The sequence below is a fragment of the Mycobacterium sp. 3519A genome (assembly GCF_900240945.1).
In the GTDB taxonomy this organism is placed as follows: domain Bacteria; phylum Actinomycetota; class Actinomycetes; order Mycobacteriales; family Mycobacteriaceae; genus Mycobacterium.
The window spans coordinates 83,692-99,282 of record NZ_OESG01000011.1; the positions used below are offsets into that span (position 1 = coordinate 83,692).

Here is a 15,591-nt window from a genome sequence, read left to right on the forward strand (position 1 = left end):
ATACGTCCGTTTCGGCGTAAGGGGACGATGCGATGGTCAACGAGCTGAGCGGCAAGGTCGCCGTCGTGACCGGCGGTGCGTCGGGCCTCGGTGAAGGACTGGTGCGACGGTTCGCCGCGGAAGGCGCCAAGGTCGTCATCGGCGACGTCGCCGTCGACAGTGGTAAGGCGCTGGCGGCGGAGTTGGGCGACAACGCCACGTTCGTCGAGGCCGACGTCGCCGACTTCGACCAGGTCGGGGGACTGGTGTCGACGGCGGTCGAGAGTTACGGCGGCCTGCACGTCATGGTCAACAACGCCGGCGTATCCGGCACCATGCACCGAAGCTTCATGGACGACGACCTCGCCGACTTCCACAAGGTGATGGCGATCAACGTCGGCGCCGTGATGGCGGGCACTCGCGACGCCGCACGACACATGTCGGAACACGGCGGCGGGTCGATCATCAACATCACCTCGATCGGTGGCATCCAGGCAGGCGGCGGCGTGATGACCTACCGCGCATCGAAAGCCGCGGTCATCCAGTTCACCAAGTCGGCCGCAATCGAATTGGCGCACTACGAGATTCGGGTCAACGCCATCGCGCCCGGCAACATCCGCACCGCGATCGTGCGCAAGTCGGCGGCGGGGGAGGACCGCGAGAAGCTGGCGGAATTCGAGGAGAAGATCCGCGCCCAGATGCGCGCCGACCGCCCACTCAAACGCGAGGGCACCGCCGGGGACGTCGCCGAAGCCGCCCTCTACTTCGCCACGGACCGGTCGCGGTACGTCACCGGCACGGTGTTGCCGGTGGACGGCGGCACCGTCGCGGGCAAGGTGATCCGGCGCAAGTGACATGTTTAAATCAGTCGCTTGACTTAAGACGGGCGACGGGCTTGACTAGGCAGGTGACCACTGCCAGGACCGTGCGCGCCGATCGGGCCAGCTCCACCCAAGAAGCGATACTGAAGGCCGCGGAGCGCCTGTACGCCGAACACGGCGTCTACGCAGTGTCGAACCGGCAGGTCAGCGAGGCGGCGGGACAGGGAAACAACGCCGCGGTCGGCTACCACTTCGGGACGAAGACCGACCTGGTGCGGGCCATCGAGCAGAAGCACCGCGCGTCGATCGAGGGACTGCTCGACGCGATGGTCGCCGAGACCGGTGACTCGACGGAGTTACGCGACTGGATCGCATGTCTGGTGCAGTCGTTCACCGAACATCTGGCCCGACTCGGCAACCCGACGTGGTACGCGCGGTTCGCCGCTCAGGTGATGGCCGACCCCGCGTATCACAAGATCGTGACCAAGGACGCGCTGGCCTCGCCGTCGCTGGCGCGGGTCGTCGACGGCATCACCCGGTGTCTGCCGAACCTGCCGATGGCCGTGGTCGCCGAGCGCAACATCATGGCCCGCAACCTGATGATGCACACCTGCGCCGACTTCGAGCGCGCGTTCGCCGAAGGCGCCGAGGTCCCCCGGATGAGTTGGAACGCTGTTGGATCCGGCCTGATCGACGCGATCGTCGGGCTGTGGTGCGCACCCGTCTCGGAGCACGACTGACATGAAAGTGACTGTCGACCAAGACAAATGCGTCTCGTCGGGCCAATGTGTGCTGAACGCGAGTGAGGTGTTCGAGCAGCGTGACGACGACGGCGTCGTGATCCTCGTGACCGCCAACCCGCCTGACGACCAGGCCGAGAACGCCCGTAGGGCCGCGGCGGCCTGCCCCGCCATGGCCATCGACATCGAGGACTGACATGTCGGAAACCCTGACCCAATTGGACATTCCCGAATACCCGATGGACCGCGACGCGCGCTGCCCGTTCGCACCGCCGCCGCAGGTACTCGAGATGGGTGTGGAGAAACCGCTGTCGCGGGTGCGCATCTGGGACGGCAGCACGCCGTGGCTGGTCACCGGACACGAGGTCGCGCGGGCGCTGTTCGCCGACTCGCGGGTCAGTGTCGACGACCGCCGCGAGGGCTTCCCGCACTGGAACGAGCACATGCTCTCGACGGTGTACAAGCGGCCGCGTTCGGTGTTCACCTCCGACGCCGAGGAGCACACCCGGTTTCGGCGGATGCTGTCAAAGCCGTTCACCTTCAAACGGGTCGAGGGTCTGCGGCCCGCCATCCAGGAGGTCACCGACGAGTGCATCGACGCCATCCTGGCCGGACCGCAACCCGCCGATATCGTCACCAAGCTGGCGCTGCCGGTGCCAACCCGGGTGATCAGCGAAATGCTTGGCGTGCCATACGAAGACCACGAGTTCTTTCAGCATCACGCCAACGTCGGACTGGCCAGGTACGCCACCGCGGAGGACGGCCAGAAGGGCGCGATGAGCCTGGCCGGTTACCTGATCGATCTGGTCAAGAAGAAGATGGAAAACCCGTCCGAGGACGCCGTGTCGGACCTGGCCGAGCGGGTCAACGCGGGTGAGATCGACGTCAAGGAAGCCGCACAACTGGGCACCGGCCTGCTGATCGCAGGGCACGAGACCACCGCCAACATGATCGGTATCGGGGTGCTGGCGCTGCTGGAGAATCCCGAACAGGCTGCGTTGCTTCGTGATTCCAACGATCCGAAGTTCATCGCCAACGCCGTCGAAGAGCTGATGCGCTACCTGTCGATCATCCAGAACGGGCAGCGCCGGGTCGCCATCGAGGACATCGAGATCGGTGGCGAGACCATCCGCGCCGGCGAGGGCATCATCTTGGACCTCGCTCCGGCGAACTGGGATGCCAGCGCCTATGCCGAGCCGGACAAGCTCGACCTCACCCGCGACGCGGGTCAGCAGTTGGGCTTCGGCTACGGCCGCCATCAGTGCGTGGGCCAGCAACTCGCCCGGGCCGAGCTTCAGATCGTCTTTCACACGCTGCTGCGGCGCATTCCGACGCTGCGTCTTGCCATCCCGTTCGACGAGGTGCCGTTCAAACACGACCGCCTCGCGTACGGCGTCTACGAACTTCCCGTTACCTGGTGATTGGAGCGTCGACCATGCCAACTCAAACAGCCACCCTCTATCCCGCCGAGGGCTGGGGCGCGCCCAAGAACCGCAGGGGACACGCCCTGGAGGCCGGCCTCACTGGAATTCCCGAGGGCACCGAGATCTTCTCGGCCGACAACCACATCTCGGTCGCCGACGACATCTTCTTCGAGCGATTCCCCGACGACCTGAAGGGCCAAGCGCCACGTATCTGGTACGAGGACGGCGCCTACATGGTCGGCATGAAAGGCAAGTCGTGGGTCGGCGGCGACTTCGGTCGCGTACTGATGCAGTACGACGACCTCGCGGGCGCCGCATCCAACAACATCGAGGCGCGCATCCAGGAACTCGCCGAGGACGGCATCGACAAGGAGCTGGCGTTCCCGAACGCCGTGCTGGCGCTGTTCCACTACCCGGACAAGGCACTGCGCGAACGCGTGTTCCGCATCTACAACGAGTACATGGCCGATCTGCAGGAGCGGTCGAACGGCCACTTCTACGGCGTCGGGCTGATCAACTGGTGGGACCCGAAGGGCACCAGAAGCACGCTCGAGGAGCTGAAGGCGTTGGGGCTCAAGACGTTCCTGCTGCCGCTGAATCCCGGTAAGGACGACGAAGGCAACGTCTACGACTACGGCGGCGCGGCGATGGATGCGGTCTGGGACGAGATCGAGGCGGCGGGGCTGCCGGTGACCCACCACATCGGCGAGACCCCGCCGAAGACCCCGTGTGAGAACAACAGCGTCGTCGTCGGCATGATGATCAACGTCGACTCGTTCCGCGAGCAGTTCGCCAAGTACGTGTTCTCCGGCATCCTGGACCGCCACCCGAGCCTGAAGATCGGCTGGTTCGAAGGCGGAATCGCCTGGGTGCCAACGGCGCTGCAGGACGCCGAACACATGCTGGCCTCCTACCGGCACATGTTCAACCACGAACTCGCCCACGATGTCCAGTACTACTGGGACAACCACATGGCGGCGTCGTTCATGGTCGACCCGCTCGGTTTGCAGTTGATCGACCGGATCGGTGTCGACAACGTGTTCTGGTCGTCGGACTATCCGCACAACGAAAGCACCTTCGGCTACTCGGAAAAGTCGCTGGCGGCCGTCGTCGACGCCGTGGGCCAGCAGAACGCGGTCAAGATCGTCAGCACGAACATCAAGAAGTTCCTGGGACTCGACGGATGACCGCATCCTTGACCGCGGTCACCTCCGCGCTGGATATCCCGGACTGGCCCGACCGCAACCGGATGTACCGCGAGAGCGGCGCCCGGCTGCGGGCAGCCATGGCGGACAACGGGGTTGACGCGCTGATACTGCTCGGCAACGGCAACGTGGTGTATGCCACCGGCGCAAGCTGGCCGCTGCTGGATGCGGGACTGTCCCACGTCGTACGCCCCGTCGCGATAGTGCTGGCCGACGACGAGCATCCGCACCTGTTCATGCCGCAGCGGGGTGGTGACGCATCGGAGACGGAGGTGCCATCCGATCACCTGCATCCGCCGCTGTACCTCGAATTTGAGGAGGGGGTGCAGCATTTCGGCCGGGTATTGGCCGAGCTCATCCCGGCGGGAGCGACGGTCGGCGTCGATGAACTGACCGGCGCGATGCGCCGGGCGGCGGACCGGTTGTTCCCTGGTGGCCCACCGGTGGACGCCGCGCCTGTCGTGGGTGCGGCCAAGCTGGTGAAGACGGCCGACCAGATCTCCTGTATCCGGCGGGCGTGCCGCATCACCGACGAAGCAGCCGTCGACGTGCAGAAGGCCCTCACCCCCGGTGTCCGCCAGATCGACCTGTCGGCCGAATTCGTCCGCCGCGCTTTTGAACTCGGCGCCACCGCCAGCATGCTGGAGCCGATCTGGCAGGTCATGCCTGCCACCAAGGCCGAGGGCACCTGGACCACACACGGCGACCTGGCGCTTCCGCTGTTGAGCACGGAGCGCGAACTGGCCAAGGGCGACGTCCTGTGGACGGACGTCAGCATCACCTACACGGGATTCTGCTCGGACTTCGGCAGGACCTGGCTGGTCGGGGAAACACCGTCCGAACGTCAGCAGGACCAGTTCCGGAAGTGGCGCAGCATCCTCGAAGCGGTGCTGAAGGTGACCAAGGCGGGTGCGACGTCGGGCGACCTGGCGCGTGCCGCGATCGCTGCCAACGGCGGTCAGAAGCCGTGGCTGCCCCACTTCTATCTCGGCCACGGCATCGGCACCAATGCAGCCGAAATGCCGATGATCGGAACGGATCTCGGCCAGGAATTCGACGACAACTTCGTCTTCCCGGCCGGCATGGTGCTGGTGCTCGAGCCGGTGGTCTGGGAGGACGGCACCGGCGGCTATCGAAGCGAGGAGATTGTGGTGATCACCGAGGACGGCTACGTGCCGTTGACCAACTACCCATATGCTCCCTATGGCGACTGAGATCGTGCCCGACGAGCGGGCATTGCGAATCGGTCGGCGCGAACGTGCCTTCGCCCAGATGGAAGCGCACGACCTCGATGTGCTCGTGCTCGGCAGACAGGCTAACGTCCGGTATTTCTCGGGCGCGCCGCAGTTGTGGGTCGCAGGCACCCGGCCGTTCGGGCCGATCTGTACCGTCGTGCGTTCGCGTAGAGACATCCACTTGAACAGCACATGGGACGAGGGCATGCCCGACGACATCCCGCACGACCACCTCTACGGGTTGGCGTGGAACCCGATGACGCTGATCGAGGTGCTCAAAACCATCCCCGGCGCGTCGACAGCACGTCGGGTCGGAACCGACGCGCTCACACCGTCATTCGCCAACCTGCTTCCGCTGGCGTTCCCGAACGCCGAGTTCGTCGACGGCGAACTGGCCATGCGCACCGCGCGGCGGATCAAGACACCGCAAGAGGTGATCGCGCTGCGCGGGGCGCTGCAGGTCGCTGAGGAATCCCTTGCCGCCGCGGTCGGCGCGCTTGCGGTGGGCGCCACCGAAAAGGACTTGACGGCGATTCTGCTTGAGGCGCAGGCCGCAGGCGGGGTGAGTACACCCGCCACCCAGGACGGCGCGTGGATCACGTCGCGGCGCGCCGGTGGGCCGATCGAAAGCGGCGATCTGGTGGCCCTCTCGGCGGGCGTCCTGCGCGACGGCTATGTCGGCGAGGTGGGTCGGACGTGGCCGGTCGGCGAGGTCGATCCGTCGGCGCTGTACGACCGGTGGAATACGCTGTGGGACAAGCTCGCAGCGGCATGTCAACCGGGCCGGCACGCGGTGGACCTGCTCACGGCGTATGACGACGCCGGTGAGCCGCTGCCGCCGATGCCAGTGGCCCATGGCTTGGGGCTGGGATTCGACCCACCCGTCGTGGTACCGCAACTGCAGGCCACCGCGGCGCAGGAAATTCTGGAGCCGGGAATGGTGCTGTCGGTCACCGGTTACGTGTCGCAGGACGGGCTGGGTGCGGTGTTCGGGCGCGAGGCGGTGCTCATCACGCCGGACGGCCCGGAGCTGTTGACGTCGAGCCCGTCGTGGAGCAGTCGCGCCGGCGCGGCAATCAGCTGAAGGAGTTCTGATGGCAGACAGCAAAAGTCGGCCCAAGCCCGAAGAGATCATTCTCTACGAGAAGGATCCGAAGACGAAGATCGCCACGATCACCTTCAACCGTCCGGAGTTCCTCAATGCGCCCACCTCGGCGGCCAGGCTGCGGTACGCGGATCTGCTTCGCGCGGCGACCGTCGACAACGACGTCAAGGTCGTGGTGATACGAGGCGTCGGAGACAACCTCGGCAGCGGCGCCGATCTGCCGGAATTCATGGAGGGTTACGACGATACCGATCTCCGGCTGGCCGAACTACGGCTCGAGGACGAGGGCGTCGGGGAGGTCAGTTACCCGCCTGCGGGCACGTTCCGCAGCGGGGCAACCATCAGCGCGTGGTATGCGAATGTGCAGGCGGGCAACCGGCCGCTGCAGGAACTCAAGAAGATCAGCATCGTCGAAGCCAAGGGCTACTGCTACGGCTGGCACTTCTACCAGTGCGCCGACGCGGATCTGGTGATCTCGTCCGAGGATGCCCTTTTCGGTCATCCGTCGTTCCGCTATTACGGCTGGGGCCCGCGGATGTGGACGTGGGTGCAGATGATGGGGCTGCGGAAATTCCAGGAGATGGTGTTCACCGGACGGCCGTTCACCGCCGCCGAGATGTACGACTGCAATTTTCTCAACAAGGTGGTGCCGCGGGATCAGCTCGAGGCGGAGGTCGACAAGTACGCCCGGGCCTGCGCGCGGAACCGGCCTGTTGACACCGTCTTTCAGCAGAAGATGTTCTTCGAGATATACAAGCAGCATCAGGGCGAGTACATGGGCAGCTTGTTGTCCGCGTTCTTCGAGTCGATGGGCAGCGGCGTCGCGAACGACGACACCGACGACCTCGACATGATGGATGCCATCGACAGCGGACTGGCCGACGCCGTCAACGACAACGACGGCAAGTTCCCGCCGGAATTCCGGTTGAGCAAGTCGAACCGCAAGAAGAAGAGCTAGTGACGGCGCTCGACGGTTTCATCGTCGTCGACCTCTCCAGCGGCATCGCCGGCGCGTACTGCACCAAGCTGCTGGCCGACGGCGGTGCGGAGATCGTCAAAGTGGAGTCTCCGCAGGGTGACCCGCTGCGCCGTTGGTCGGCCTCGGGAGCCGACATTCGATCGGGTGACGACGGTGCGCTGTTCAGCTTCCTGGCCTGTTCGAAGCGCAGCGTCGTCGCGGACGTCGACACCGACCTGGACTTCGTCAACGGGTTGCTCGCCGACGCTGACGCGGTGGTGTGGTCGCGGGGTTCGGCAGTCGCTGAAGCGTTGCCTCCCGCTGAGATCCACCGGGCGCATCCGCACCTGACCGTCACGTCCATCACGCCGTTCGGTCTGGACGGGCCGTGGGCGGACCGGCCCGCCACCGAGTTCACCCTGCAGGCGTGGTCCGGCGGCATCGTGGGACTCGGGCGCGGGTCGGCCGACCGCGCACCGGTTTTCGTCGGCGGTCAGGTCGGCGAATACCTCGCGGGCGCGCATGCCAGCGCAGCGACGTTGGCATCGAGGAGGCGCGGCGCCGCCGAGTTGATAGACCTGTCGATGCTCGAGACCCAGATCCTCGGCCTCACTTATTACCCGGTGAGCTACTTCGAGATGCTCGGCAGGCCGTGGCGTGACGCCCGCAGGCTCACGGTGCCCGGTATCGCGCGGGCCAAGGACGGGCTGATCGACATCGGCTGTGGAACCGCGCAGCAGTGGTTCGACCTGTGCGCGATGACCGGCCACCAGGACTGGATCGACGAGGAGTCGCCGCTGTCGATCACCGAACAGGCCAACGAGAAGGCCGACGAACTGTATGGCTGGGTCGAGGGCCAGACCGTCGACGAGATCCGCGATCTCGCGACCGCGTTCCGGATCCCCAACGCGCCGGTCGCCAACGGTGCCAATGTCGAATCCCTCGACCATTTCGTCGAGCGCAAGTCGTTCGTGCGCAATCCGCGCGATGGGTTCACCCAACCCGCGCCGCCGTATCGCACCACGCCGGACGTGCTGCGAGCGCCGCAACCGGCGCCCCGCCTCGGCGAGCACACCGACCACTACCGCCGAAACGGACAAATGGGTCGAAGAAAGGCCCGAAATCACACCCAAATGTCCGTTTCGGCGTTGCCGTTCGAGGGGTTGCGCGTCGTCGACATGACGACGTTCTGGGCCGGGCCCTCGTGCACGCACATGCTCGCCATGCTCGGCGCCGAGGTGATCCATGTCGAGTCGACGCGGCGCCCGGACGGCACCCGGTTGATCGCGGGCATCCCAATCACCGAGGACCAGTGGTGGGAGAAGTCGCCGATCTTCTCCGGGCTCAACACCAACAAGAAGGGGTTGACGCTCGACCTGCAGAGCGCAGCGGGCCGCGAACTGCTGATGCGGCTGATCGAAACCTGCGACGTCATCGTCGAGAACTTCACCCCCCGCGTGCTTGACCAGATGGGGCTGGATTTCGCTGCCGTGCAGGCGGTCCGGCCCGACGCGATCATGCTGCGGATGCCCGGCTTCGGCCTCGACGGCCCGTGGCGGGACAACTCGGCGTTCGCCTACGTCATCGAGGCGGCATCCGGAATCAGTTGGCTGACCGGCTATCGTGACCGCAATCCGTACGAACCGTATTCCGTGGGCGACCCCAACGCGGGCGTGCACGCGCTCAACGCGTTGCTGATCGCATTCGAGCACCGCCGCCGGACCGGTCACGGTGTGCACATCGAGGCGGCGATGGTGGACGCCGCGCTCAACGTCGCCGCCGAGCAGGTGATCGAGCACTCGGCATACCGCGCGCTGCTGCAGCGCGACGGGAATCGCGGTCCGACGGCCGCGCCGCAAAATCTTTACCGCACCAACGAGATCGACGAGTTCGGCAGGCGCGACTGTTGGGTCGCCGTCGCGGTCACCACCGATGCGCAATGGGCGGGATTGTCTGCAGCACTTGGTGATCCGGACTGGGCGACGGATCCCGCGCTGGCGACGGTAGACGGCAGGCGACGACACCACGACCTGATCGACGAGGAGCTGAATGCATGGTGTGACACCCGCACCGGCGACGAGATCGTCGACGCGCTGTGGGACTGCGGCGTTCCGGTCGCCAAGGTCATGCAACCGCACCGGCAATCGGAGCTGCCGCAGTTGGCCGCGCGCGGTTTCTTCGAGGACGTGGCGCACCCGGTGAACGAGGCAACACCGCACAGCACGTTGCCGTTCCGGTCGACCCGCGGGCCCGAGCGCGTCCATGTCCGGCCCGCGCCACTGCTCGGGCAGCACAACCGAGAGGTGCTGTCGGAACTGGGACTCAGCGACCAGGAAATCGACGATCTCGAAGCCACGGGCGTGATCGGCACAGCGCCGGCAATGGGCGGCGCGAAGGTCTGAGCGCAAAAGCGGCAAACTATCATGGGCGCATGGCTGCAAGTGGAAAGCGTCCGGCCCGCCGGCGAACGTCCCCACTGGATCCCGCGATCGCCGACACGGACGAGGTCTCGGTTTCCACCGTCGACGAAACCGACCGCCAGATCATCCGCTTGCTGTGCGCAAACGGACGGGCCAGCAATGTCGACATCGCCAAAACCATCGGTGTCACCGAAACCACCGTCCGCAAACGCATCGCCCGGCTGTTGTCCACCGGTGCCATCGAAGTCGTCGCGATCCCGAGCCCGAGCCTGGCCGGACTGAACTTGTCTGCGATCATCGGGATCTCCACCGAACTGCACAGTCTGCGCACCGTGTGCCGAAACCTCGCGGCGCTGCCCGAGGTCCGCTACTGCGGATACTCAACCGGCCGTTTCGATCTCATCATCGAGGCCTTCTTCGCCGATCAGGCGCACGTGCTCAGCTTCACCACCGATGTGCTCGGCGCGATGGAGGGTATCACCGCGGTGGAGACGTCGCTGATCCTCAAGATCGAGAAATTCTCGTTCGAGTGGTAGTCCGCTATTCCGTGGCAGGCTGCTCGATCCGGTAGACGTTGATCTTCGTCAGTTGCTCGTACTGCGAAGGATTGTGGATGCGCAACCAGTAGGTACGCAGCACGCCGACGAGAACCAGCGCGGGAAGACTCAATAGCAGCACGGTGTTGATCCAGCCGGTCTGCCCGGACAGCAGCGCGAAGTTCTTGGCCACCAGATACGAGGCGATCAGCAGACCCACAAGGCTGAGCAGCGGCGCGACCAACGTGCTCCACCGCGACAGTCCATGGTCGGTGTGCCGAATGTTGAAGTACACCAGGATCGAAGCCGAACACAGGGTCTGCAACACGATCACTGCGAGCACACCGCCGGAGACCACCGGCAGGAAGACGTTGAGATAGGCATCCTTGGCGCCCGCGATGATGAAAGCGCCGATCACCAACAACGCGAAAACCGTCTGCACGACGTTCGCACGGTGCGGCGAGCGGTGGATCGGATGCACGCGCGCGGTGGACTCAGGCAGCAGGCGTTCACGGCCCAGCGTGTGCAGATAGCGAATTGCGGTGTTGTGAAATGCCAATGCTGACGCGAACGCGCTGGTGACCAACAGAATCTCGGTGACCACGACGGCTGGGTGCCCGACGTAGCTCTCCATGGCGGTGAAGACGAGTCGGACGGGATCGGCGGTTGCTGCCGCTACGATCTGCGTCTTGCCGTACGCCGTGAAGATGATCCACGCCATGAATGTGTAGAAGATACCCAGGAACCCGACCGCAAGGTAGATCGCCCTTGGCACCGTCTTCTCGGGTTGCCGCGACTCCTCGGCGTAGATCGCCGTCGACTCGAATCCGATGAACGCTCCGAACACGATGGCGAACATGGCGCCCGTGCCGCCGCCCGCGAAGATGGCCGACGGCGCGAACGAACTGAAATCGATGCCTTCCGGGCCGCCCCGGAACAACACGCAGATGCCGAGGATCAGCAGGACACCGGCCTCGGTCATCAGTGCCACGCCGAGAACCTTGGCGCTGATCGAGATCTGGCGGTGGCCGAGAAACGCCACGATCGCCAGTGCCGCCAAAGACCAAACCCACCAGGGGATGTCGGCGCCGGTGACCCTGTCCAACGGTGTCGCGGCGAACGCCCCAACGACGGCGATCTCGCCGATGGCGATGGTCGAGTAGGAGACCATGGCCAGGACCGCGGCCCCGCCACCGGCCATCTTTCCGAAAGCCTGACCGATGTAGGCGTAGAACGCGCCGGCATTCGGTATGCGCAGCGCCATCTTGGTGAGCCCGACGGCGAAGAAGAGCAGCACCAAGCTGGCCACGAGTTGCGCTCCCGGCGCGCCGATTCCGCCGATGCTGAACGACAGCGGCGTGTATCCCGCGACGACCAGCAGGGGGCCGGCGGCGGCGATGACGAAGAACGCCAGTTCGAGCGGTCCCATGCCTTTCGGCCGGGCGGAGCTCTGGCCGGTTGCCGAATCCAGCTTGGGCTTCGGCGAGGTCTCGGTCATCGGGCACCGTCCGTGTCGTACTCGGCGCGGTAGGCGGCGAACGCTGACTCGAAGCAGTCGAGGTCCGGGATCAGCAGGCCGGCGCCGATCTGCCCGCCGGAGCTGCCCGCGAGTCCACCGTCGATCATCGGTGTTCGTCGTAGCCGCAGGACTTCCATCAGATCGATGCCCACCGGGGTGCCGCGGAATCCCAGCGCGGGGATCGCGAACTCCGGGTGCTCGGCGAGCGTGATGTCGTAGAGCGCAACGTTGTTCGCCATCATCTTCTCGAAGCTGCCGCCCTGGTAGGCCTGCAGCGCTGGCGCGGCGGCCTGTGCGAACGCGCCAAGTCCCGCCACTTCGGTGAAGCAACTCTCGCCGCCGATCCATTCGACGTCGTCCGGGCCGAATCCGTCGAAGAACTTGCCGTCGAGGCGCGGATGCACACCGGTGAACCATTGATCGCCCAACCCACTGACGCGGATCGCGAACGAGAGGCAGTTGATGTTCATTCCGGTGAGCAGTGTGCTGGCAGGGACGCCGTGCGCGGCATCCGCGATGGCCTTTGCTGCCGCCATCCCCATCCGCAGGAACGTGTAGTCGTTCTCCCGGAAGAAGTCGAGTACGTCGGATACCGCGGTCGCACTGCGCGTGTTGCCCATTTTGATGAAGGACGACGTCAGCTCACGCTCGAAAATCATTGTGCCGGCGGTGTTACGGCTGTGCAGCTCGTCACCGAGGCGCAGCGCCCGCGTCATGATCGGTTTCAAAGGAAGCGGCCCGTGCAGTTTCAGCGCTTCGGACAGCACCGGGGCCATGGTGTGCTCCAACCACCGCAGGCCGTCCCGGACCTCGTCGTTGTACGAACCGTAGTTCAGGCGGTGCCTGCTCTTGCCCTCGTAGAGATTGCAGAACGCGGTGCCGCCGTAGGTGTCGTCCCGGACCACCAGCACGGGCATGGAGGCGGTGTAGATACCCGCGACCGATCCGATGCAGTGATGCTGCTGGGTGCTGCGCACGACGATGCGGCCGCTGTCGAGTCCCTTCTCGGCCGCCTCGAGCGAATCGGCGAGTCCCTCGTACACCGCGGCATACAGAATCGACCGGCGTTGCCCGCCGGTGTACTGCGGCCACTCGAGCGGCGCTCCCGACGTCAGGATCGTCGCATCGGTCATCCCGGGAACGACGTCGCGGGCCGCGGCGACGTCGACGAGCACAGGTTCGGCCGACAACAGGCGTTCCAGCGCAGTGGCATTCGCCCGACTGCGCCGCAGTTCGGCGTTCTCGGTCAACGGCAGCGGCATCGTTTCTGTCGTCATCGCCGTCAGACCCGCTGCAGGTAGGTGCGGGTTTCCCAATCGGTGACCACCGACTGGTACTCGTGACACTCGCGACTCATGTAGTCGAAGAACGTTCGGTGAAAGTCCTTGCCGAACGTGCGTTGCGCCAGGTCGTCCGATTCGAATGCCGCCAGCGCGCGCTCGAATGTGTTCGGCAGAGCCATATCCCGCAGCTCGGCGGGGTCCAGCTTGTACGTGTCGACGTTCAGCGGTTCACCGGGATCGAGCTTGTTCTCGATGCCGTCGAGGCCCGCCGAGAGCGCCATCGCGATCCCCAGGTAGTAGTTCACCGCGGCGTCGGCGGTGCGCACCTCGAGGCAGTGCCGGTTCACCGGCAGCCGGCACATCAGCGTCCGGTTGTTGTTGCCCCACGCCCGATAGATTGGCGCCCAGGAGATTTCGTCCATGAAGCCCTTGCTGGTGAACCGCTTGTAGGAGTTCACCGTCGGGCAGGTGACCGCAGTGATGGCGTCACCGTGAGCGAGGACGCCCGCTGTGAATTGCCGCGCCAGGTCGCTGTAACCCCCGCCGTCGGCGGCCGCGAACACGTTGCGGCCCGAGGTGGCGTCGGCAAGGCTGATGTTGATGTGCGCAGCCGATCCGAAATCGTCCTGGAAGGGCTTGGGCATGAAGGTGGCGATGCAGCCCAGTTTGCGCGCGCACTGCTTGGCCATCAGACGGAAGATCACCATCCTGTCGGCCATCGTCAGCGCGTCGGCGTAGTTGAAATTGAACTCGTACTGACCGTCGCCGCCCTCATGGTCGAATGAGTACAGGCCCCACCCCAGATCGGCCATGTACTGGGCCATCGGGTCGAGGAAGTCCCGCGCCAGGATGGTCGCCTCGAGGTCGTAGCCGCGCGTCGGCTCGTTCAGCCGGTCGCTGGGAACCAGTGGCTCCCAACCGGTTTCCGTCTCCCTGATAACGTAGAACTCCGGCTCGATGCCAACGTTGGCGACGAAGCCCATATCGGCTGCCCGCTCGACCTGCTGGAGCAGCACGTTGCGGGAGTCCTGCGAATAGAGCTCGTTCTCCAACTTGAGGGTGGCCGGGGCGAGTGCGATCTGCGGATCCCACGGCAACACGACGAGCCGGTCGAGGTCGGGGAAGCCCTGACATTCGTCTTCATGTGGTCCGAGCTCGCCCATGCCCTCCAGCGCACCCACCGTGTAGAGCTCCGAACCGTTTGCCATCGACTCGAGCGACGTCACGGGGACGCACTTGCTCTTCGGGACGCCATGGATATCGACGTAGTAGCCGAACACGTATCGCACGCCTTGTGCTGCGAGTGTCGTGGCCAGGTCGGCGGCGGATGCCATGGGCAACGTCCCTTCGTAGGTCGATTTATGGCATCTAAACACCGTGGTAAGTCGAATACAAGCATTCACAGCGCAAAAATCGACGAAAATCGTTTCAACGATGTAAACGACGGTCCCCGATGCGCGCGCTGGTGTGCCACCCGCTGCGGGCCCTAAAACGGTGCAGCGCTTGGGATCTGGATCAGGTCAGTGCGACCAGCCGTCGGCGTTCTGATCGTCGAAGGTGCGGTCGATGCGTTCGAAGCGCCGCCGGATCGAGTCTCGCGCCGCGCGGTGCGGTAGCGCGTAGAGGCGGTTGGTCAGGATCGCGTCGGCCGTCAACCGCGCCACGTCGTCGACGGCGAGCACCGAGTCGTCGGTGGGATCGGAGGCGAGTTGCTGAACCGACTCGGCGGCCGAGGGCGTGGCCGGGCCGTAATCCGAACTGCGCACGCGTTCGGTGTTGGCCAGCAGGTTGGTCTCCACGATCATCGGGCACAGCACTGTCACCCCGATGCCGTTCGGCCGCACCTCGCGAGCCAGGGTTTCGGCGAGCGCGACGACGCCGTACTTCGCCACGCAGTACGGTCCCAGCCCGACGTTGGGAATCAACCCGGCGAACGACGACGTGAACACGATGTGACTGTCGCCGCCTTGGGCGATCAGCCGGGGCAGGAACGCCTCGACGCCGTGGATCGGGCCCCACAGGTCGACGTCGATGACGAACCGCCAGTCGTCGTGGCTGGTTTCGGCGATCGGGCCCGCGTACGCGATGCCGGCGTTGTTGAACACCACGTGCACTTCGCCGTAGACGCGGAACGCCTCGTCGGCGAGATTGGTCACGTCGTCGAGCTTGCGCACGTCGCAGACGACGCCGTGGGCGTCGACGCCGTCCCCGCGCAGCGTCGACACCGCACTGTCCAGTGCGCCCCGGTCGATGTCGGCGATCATCACCCGCGCGCCGCGACGGGCGAACTCTCGCGCCGTGGCGAAGCCGATGCCGTTCGCTCCACCGGTGATTACTGTTGCGCGCCCTTCGAAACTCTCCACGCC

At 65.4% G+C, this 15,591-nt stretch carries 14 protein-coding genes; 10 read left to right on the forward strand and 4 right to left on the reverse strand.

Features of this window, described 5'->3' with window-relative positions; genetic code table 11:
- The first annotated feature begins 32 nt into the window (after nt 1–32).
- The 10 genes from C1A30_RS00560 to C1A30_RS00605 are packed head-to-tail and all read left to right on the forward strand — an operon-like array spanning nt 33 to nt 10,423.
- Nucleotides 33–833 carry an SDR family NAD(P)-dependent oxidoreductase gene (locus C1A30_RS00560; protein ID WP_101946346.1) on the forward strand — a complete coding sequence of 267 codons (801 nt, stop codon included), beginning with the start codon at nt 33–35 and terminating at the stop codon, nt 831–833.
- Entirely contained in the window at nt 830–1,540 is a 711-nt protein-coding gene (locus C1A30_RS00565; RefSeq protein ID WP_101946347.1) for a TetR/AcrR family transcriptional regulator, read from the forward strand. The genes C1A30_RS00560 and C1A30_RS00565 overlap by 4 nt, the downstream gene beginning before the upstream one ends.
- Nucleotide 1,541: 1 nt before the next feature.
- Entirely contained in the window at nt 1,542–1,736 is a 195-nt protein-coding gene (locus C1A30_RS00570) for a ferredoxin (RefSeq protein WP_101946348.1), read from the forward strand.
- 1 nt (nt 1,737) lies between these two features.
- Nucleotides 1,738–2,961, forward strand: coding sequence for a cytochrome P450 (locus C1A30_RS00575; protein WP_101946349.1), 1,224 nt, complete (start codon nt 1,738–1,740; stop codon nt 2,959–2,961).
- Nucleotides 2,962–2,975: 14 nt separating this feature from the next.
- Complete coding sequence (locus C1A30_RS00580; protein ID WP_101946350.1) at nt 2,976–4,151, forward strand: amidohydrolase family protein; 1,176 nt, start codon at nt 2,976–2,978, stop codon at nt 4,149–4,151.
- Nucleotides 4,148–5,383 (forward strand): Xaa-Pro peptidase family protein, encoded by a 1,236-nt coding sequence (locus tag C1A30_RS00585; protein ID WP_101946351.1) that lies wholly within the window; start codon nt 4,148–4,150, stop codon nt 5,381–5,383. The genes C1A30_RS00580 and C1A30_RS00585 overlap by 4 nt, the downstream gene beginning before the upstream one ends.
- Nucleotides 5,373–6,488, forward strand: coding sequence for a Xaa-Pro peptidase family protein (locus tag C1A30_RS00590; protein WP_101946352.1), 1,116 nt, complete (start codon nt 5,373–5,375; stop codon nt 6,486–6,488). The genes C1A30_RS00585 and C1A30_RS00590 overlap by 11 nt, the downstream gene beginning before the upstream one ends.
- A 10-nt stretch (nt 6,489–6,498) precedes the next feature.
- Nucleotides 6,499–7,467, forward strand: a complete 969-nt coding sequence (locus C1A30_RS00595) for an enoyl-CoA hydratase/isomerase family protein (RefSeq protein WP_101946353.1) — start codon at nt 6,499–6,501, stop codon at nt 7,465–7,467.
- Complete coding sequence (locus C1A30_RS00600) at nt 7,467–9,869, forward strand: CoA transferase (RefSeq protein ID WP_101946354.1); 2,403 nt, start codon at nt 7,467–7,469, stop codon at nt 9,867–9,869. Before C1A30_RS00595 ends, C1A30_RS00600 begins: the two co-directional genes overlap by 1 nt.
- Nucleotides 9,870–9,898: 29 nt before the next feature.
- Nucleotides 9,899–10,423: an Lrp/AsnC family transcriptional regulator gene (locus C1A30_RS00605; RefSeq protein WP_101946355.1), complete on the forward strand. Its 525-nt coding sequence runs from the start codon at nt 9,899–9,901 to the stop codon at nt 10,421–10,423.
- Between the two features lie 4 nt (nt 10,424–10,427).
- Here the strand turns inward: C1A30_RS00605 and C1A30_RS00610 are convergent, their stop codons facing one another.
- From C1A30_RS00610 to C1A30_RS00625, 4 genes are all read right to left on the reverse strand, one after another.
- Nucleotides 10,428–11,921, reverse strand: a complete 1,494-nt coding sequence (locus tag C1A30_RS00610) for an APC family permease (RefSeq protein WP_160112665.1) — start codon at nt 11,919–11,921, stop codon at nt 10,428–10,430.
- The gene (locus C1A30_RS00615) at nt 11,918–13,219 is read right to left on the reverse strand and encodes a DUF1116 domain-containing protein (protein WP_101946357.1); all 1,302 of its coding nucleotides are present in this window, start codon (nt 13,217–13,219) and stop codon (nt 11,918–11,920) included. The genes C1A30_RS00610 and C1A30_RS00615 overlap by 4 nt, the downstream gene beginning before the upstream one ends.
- Nucleotides 13,220–13,224: 5 nt before the next feature.
- Nucleotides 13,225–14,559, reverse strand: a complete 1,335-nt coding sequence (locus C1A30_RS00620) for a hypothetical protein (RefSeq protein WP_101946358.1) — start codon at nt 14,557–14,559, stop codon at nt 13,225–13,227.
- Nucleotides 14,560–14,745: 186 nt separating this feature from the next.
- A complete protein-coding gene (locus tag C1A30_RS00625; RefSeq protein WP_101946359.1) occupies nt 14,746–15,588 on the reverse strand; it encodes an SDR family NAD(P)-dependent oxidoreductase in 843 nt (280 codons plus the stop codon).
- Nucleotides 15,589–15,591 lie beyond the last annotated feature (3 nt).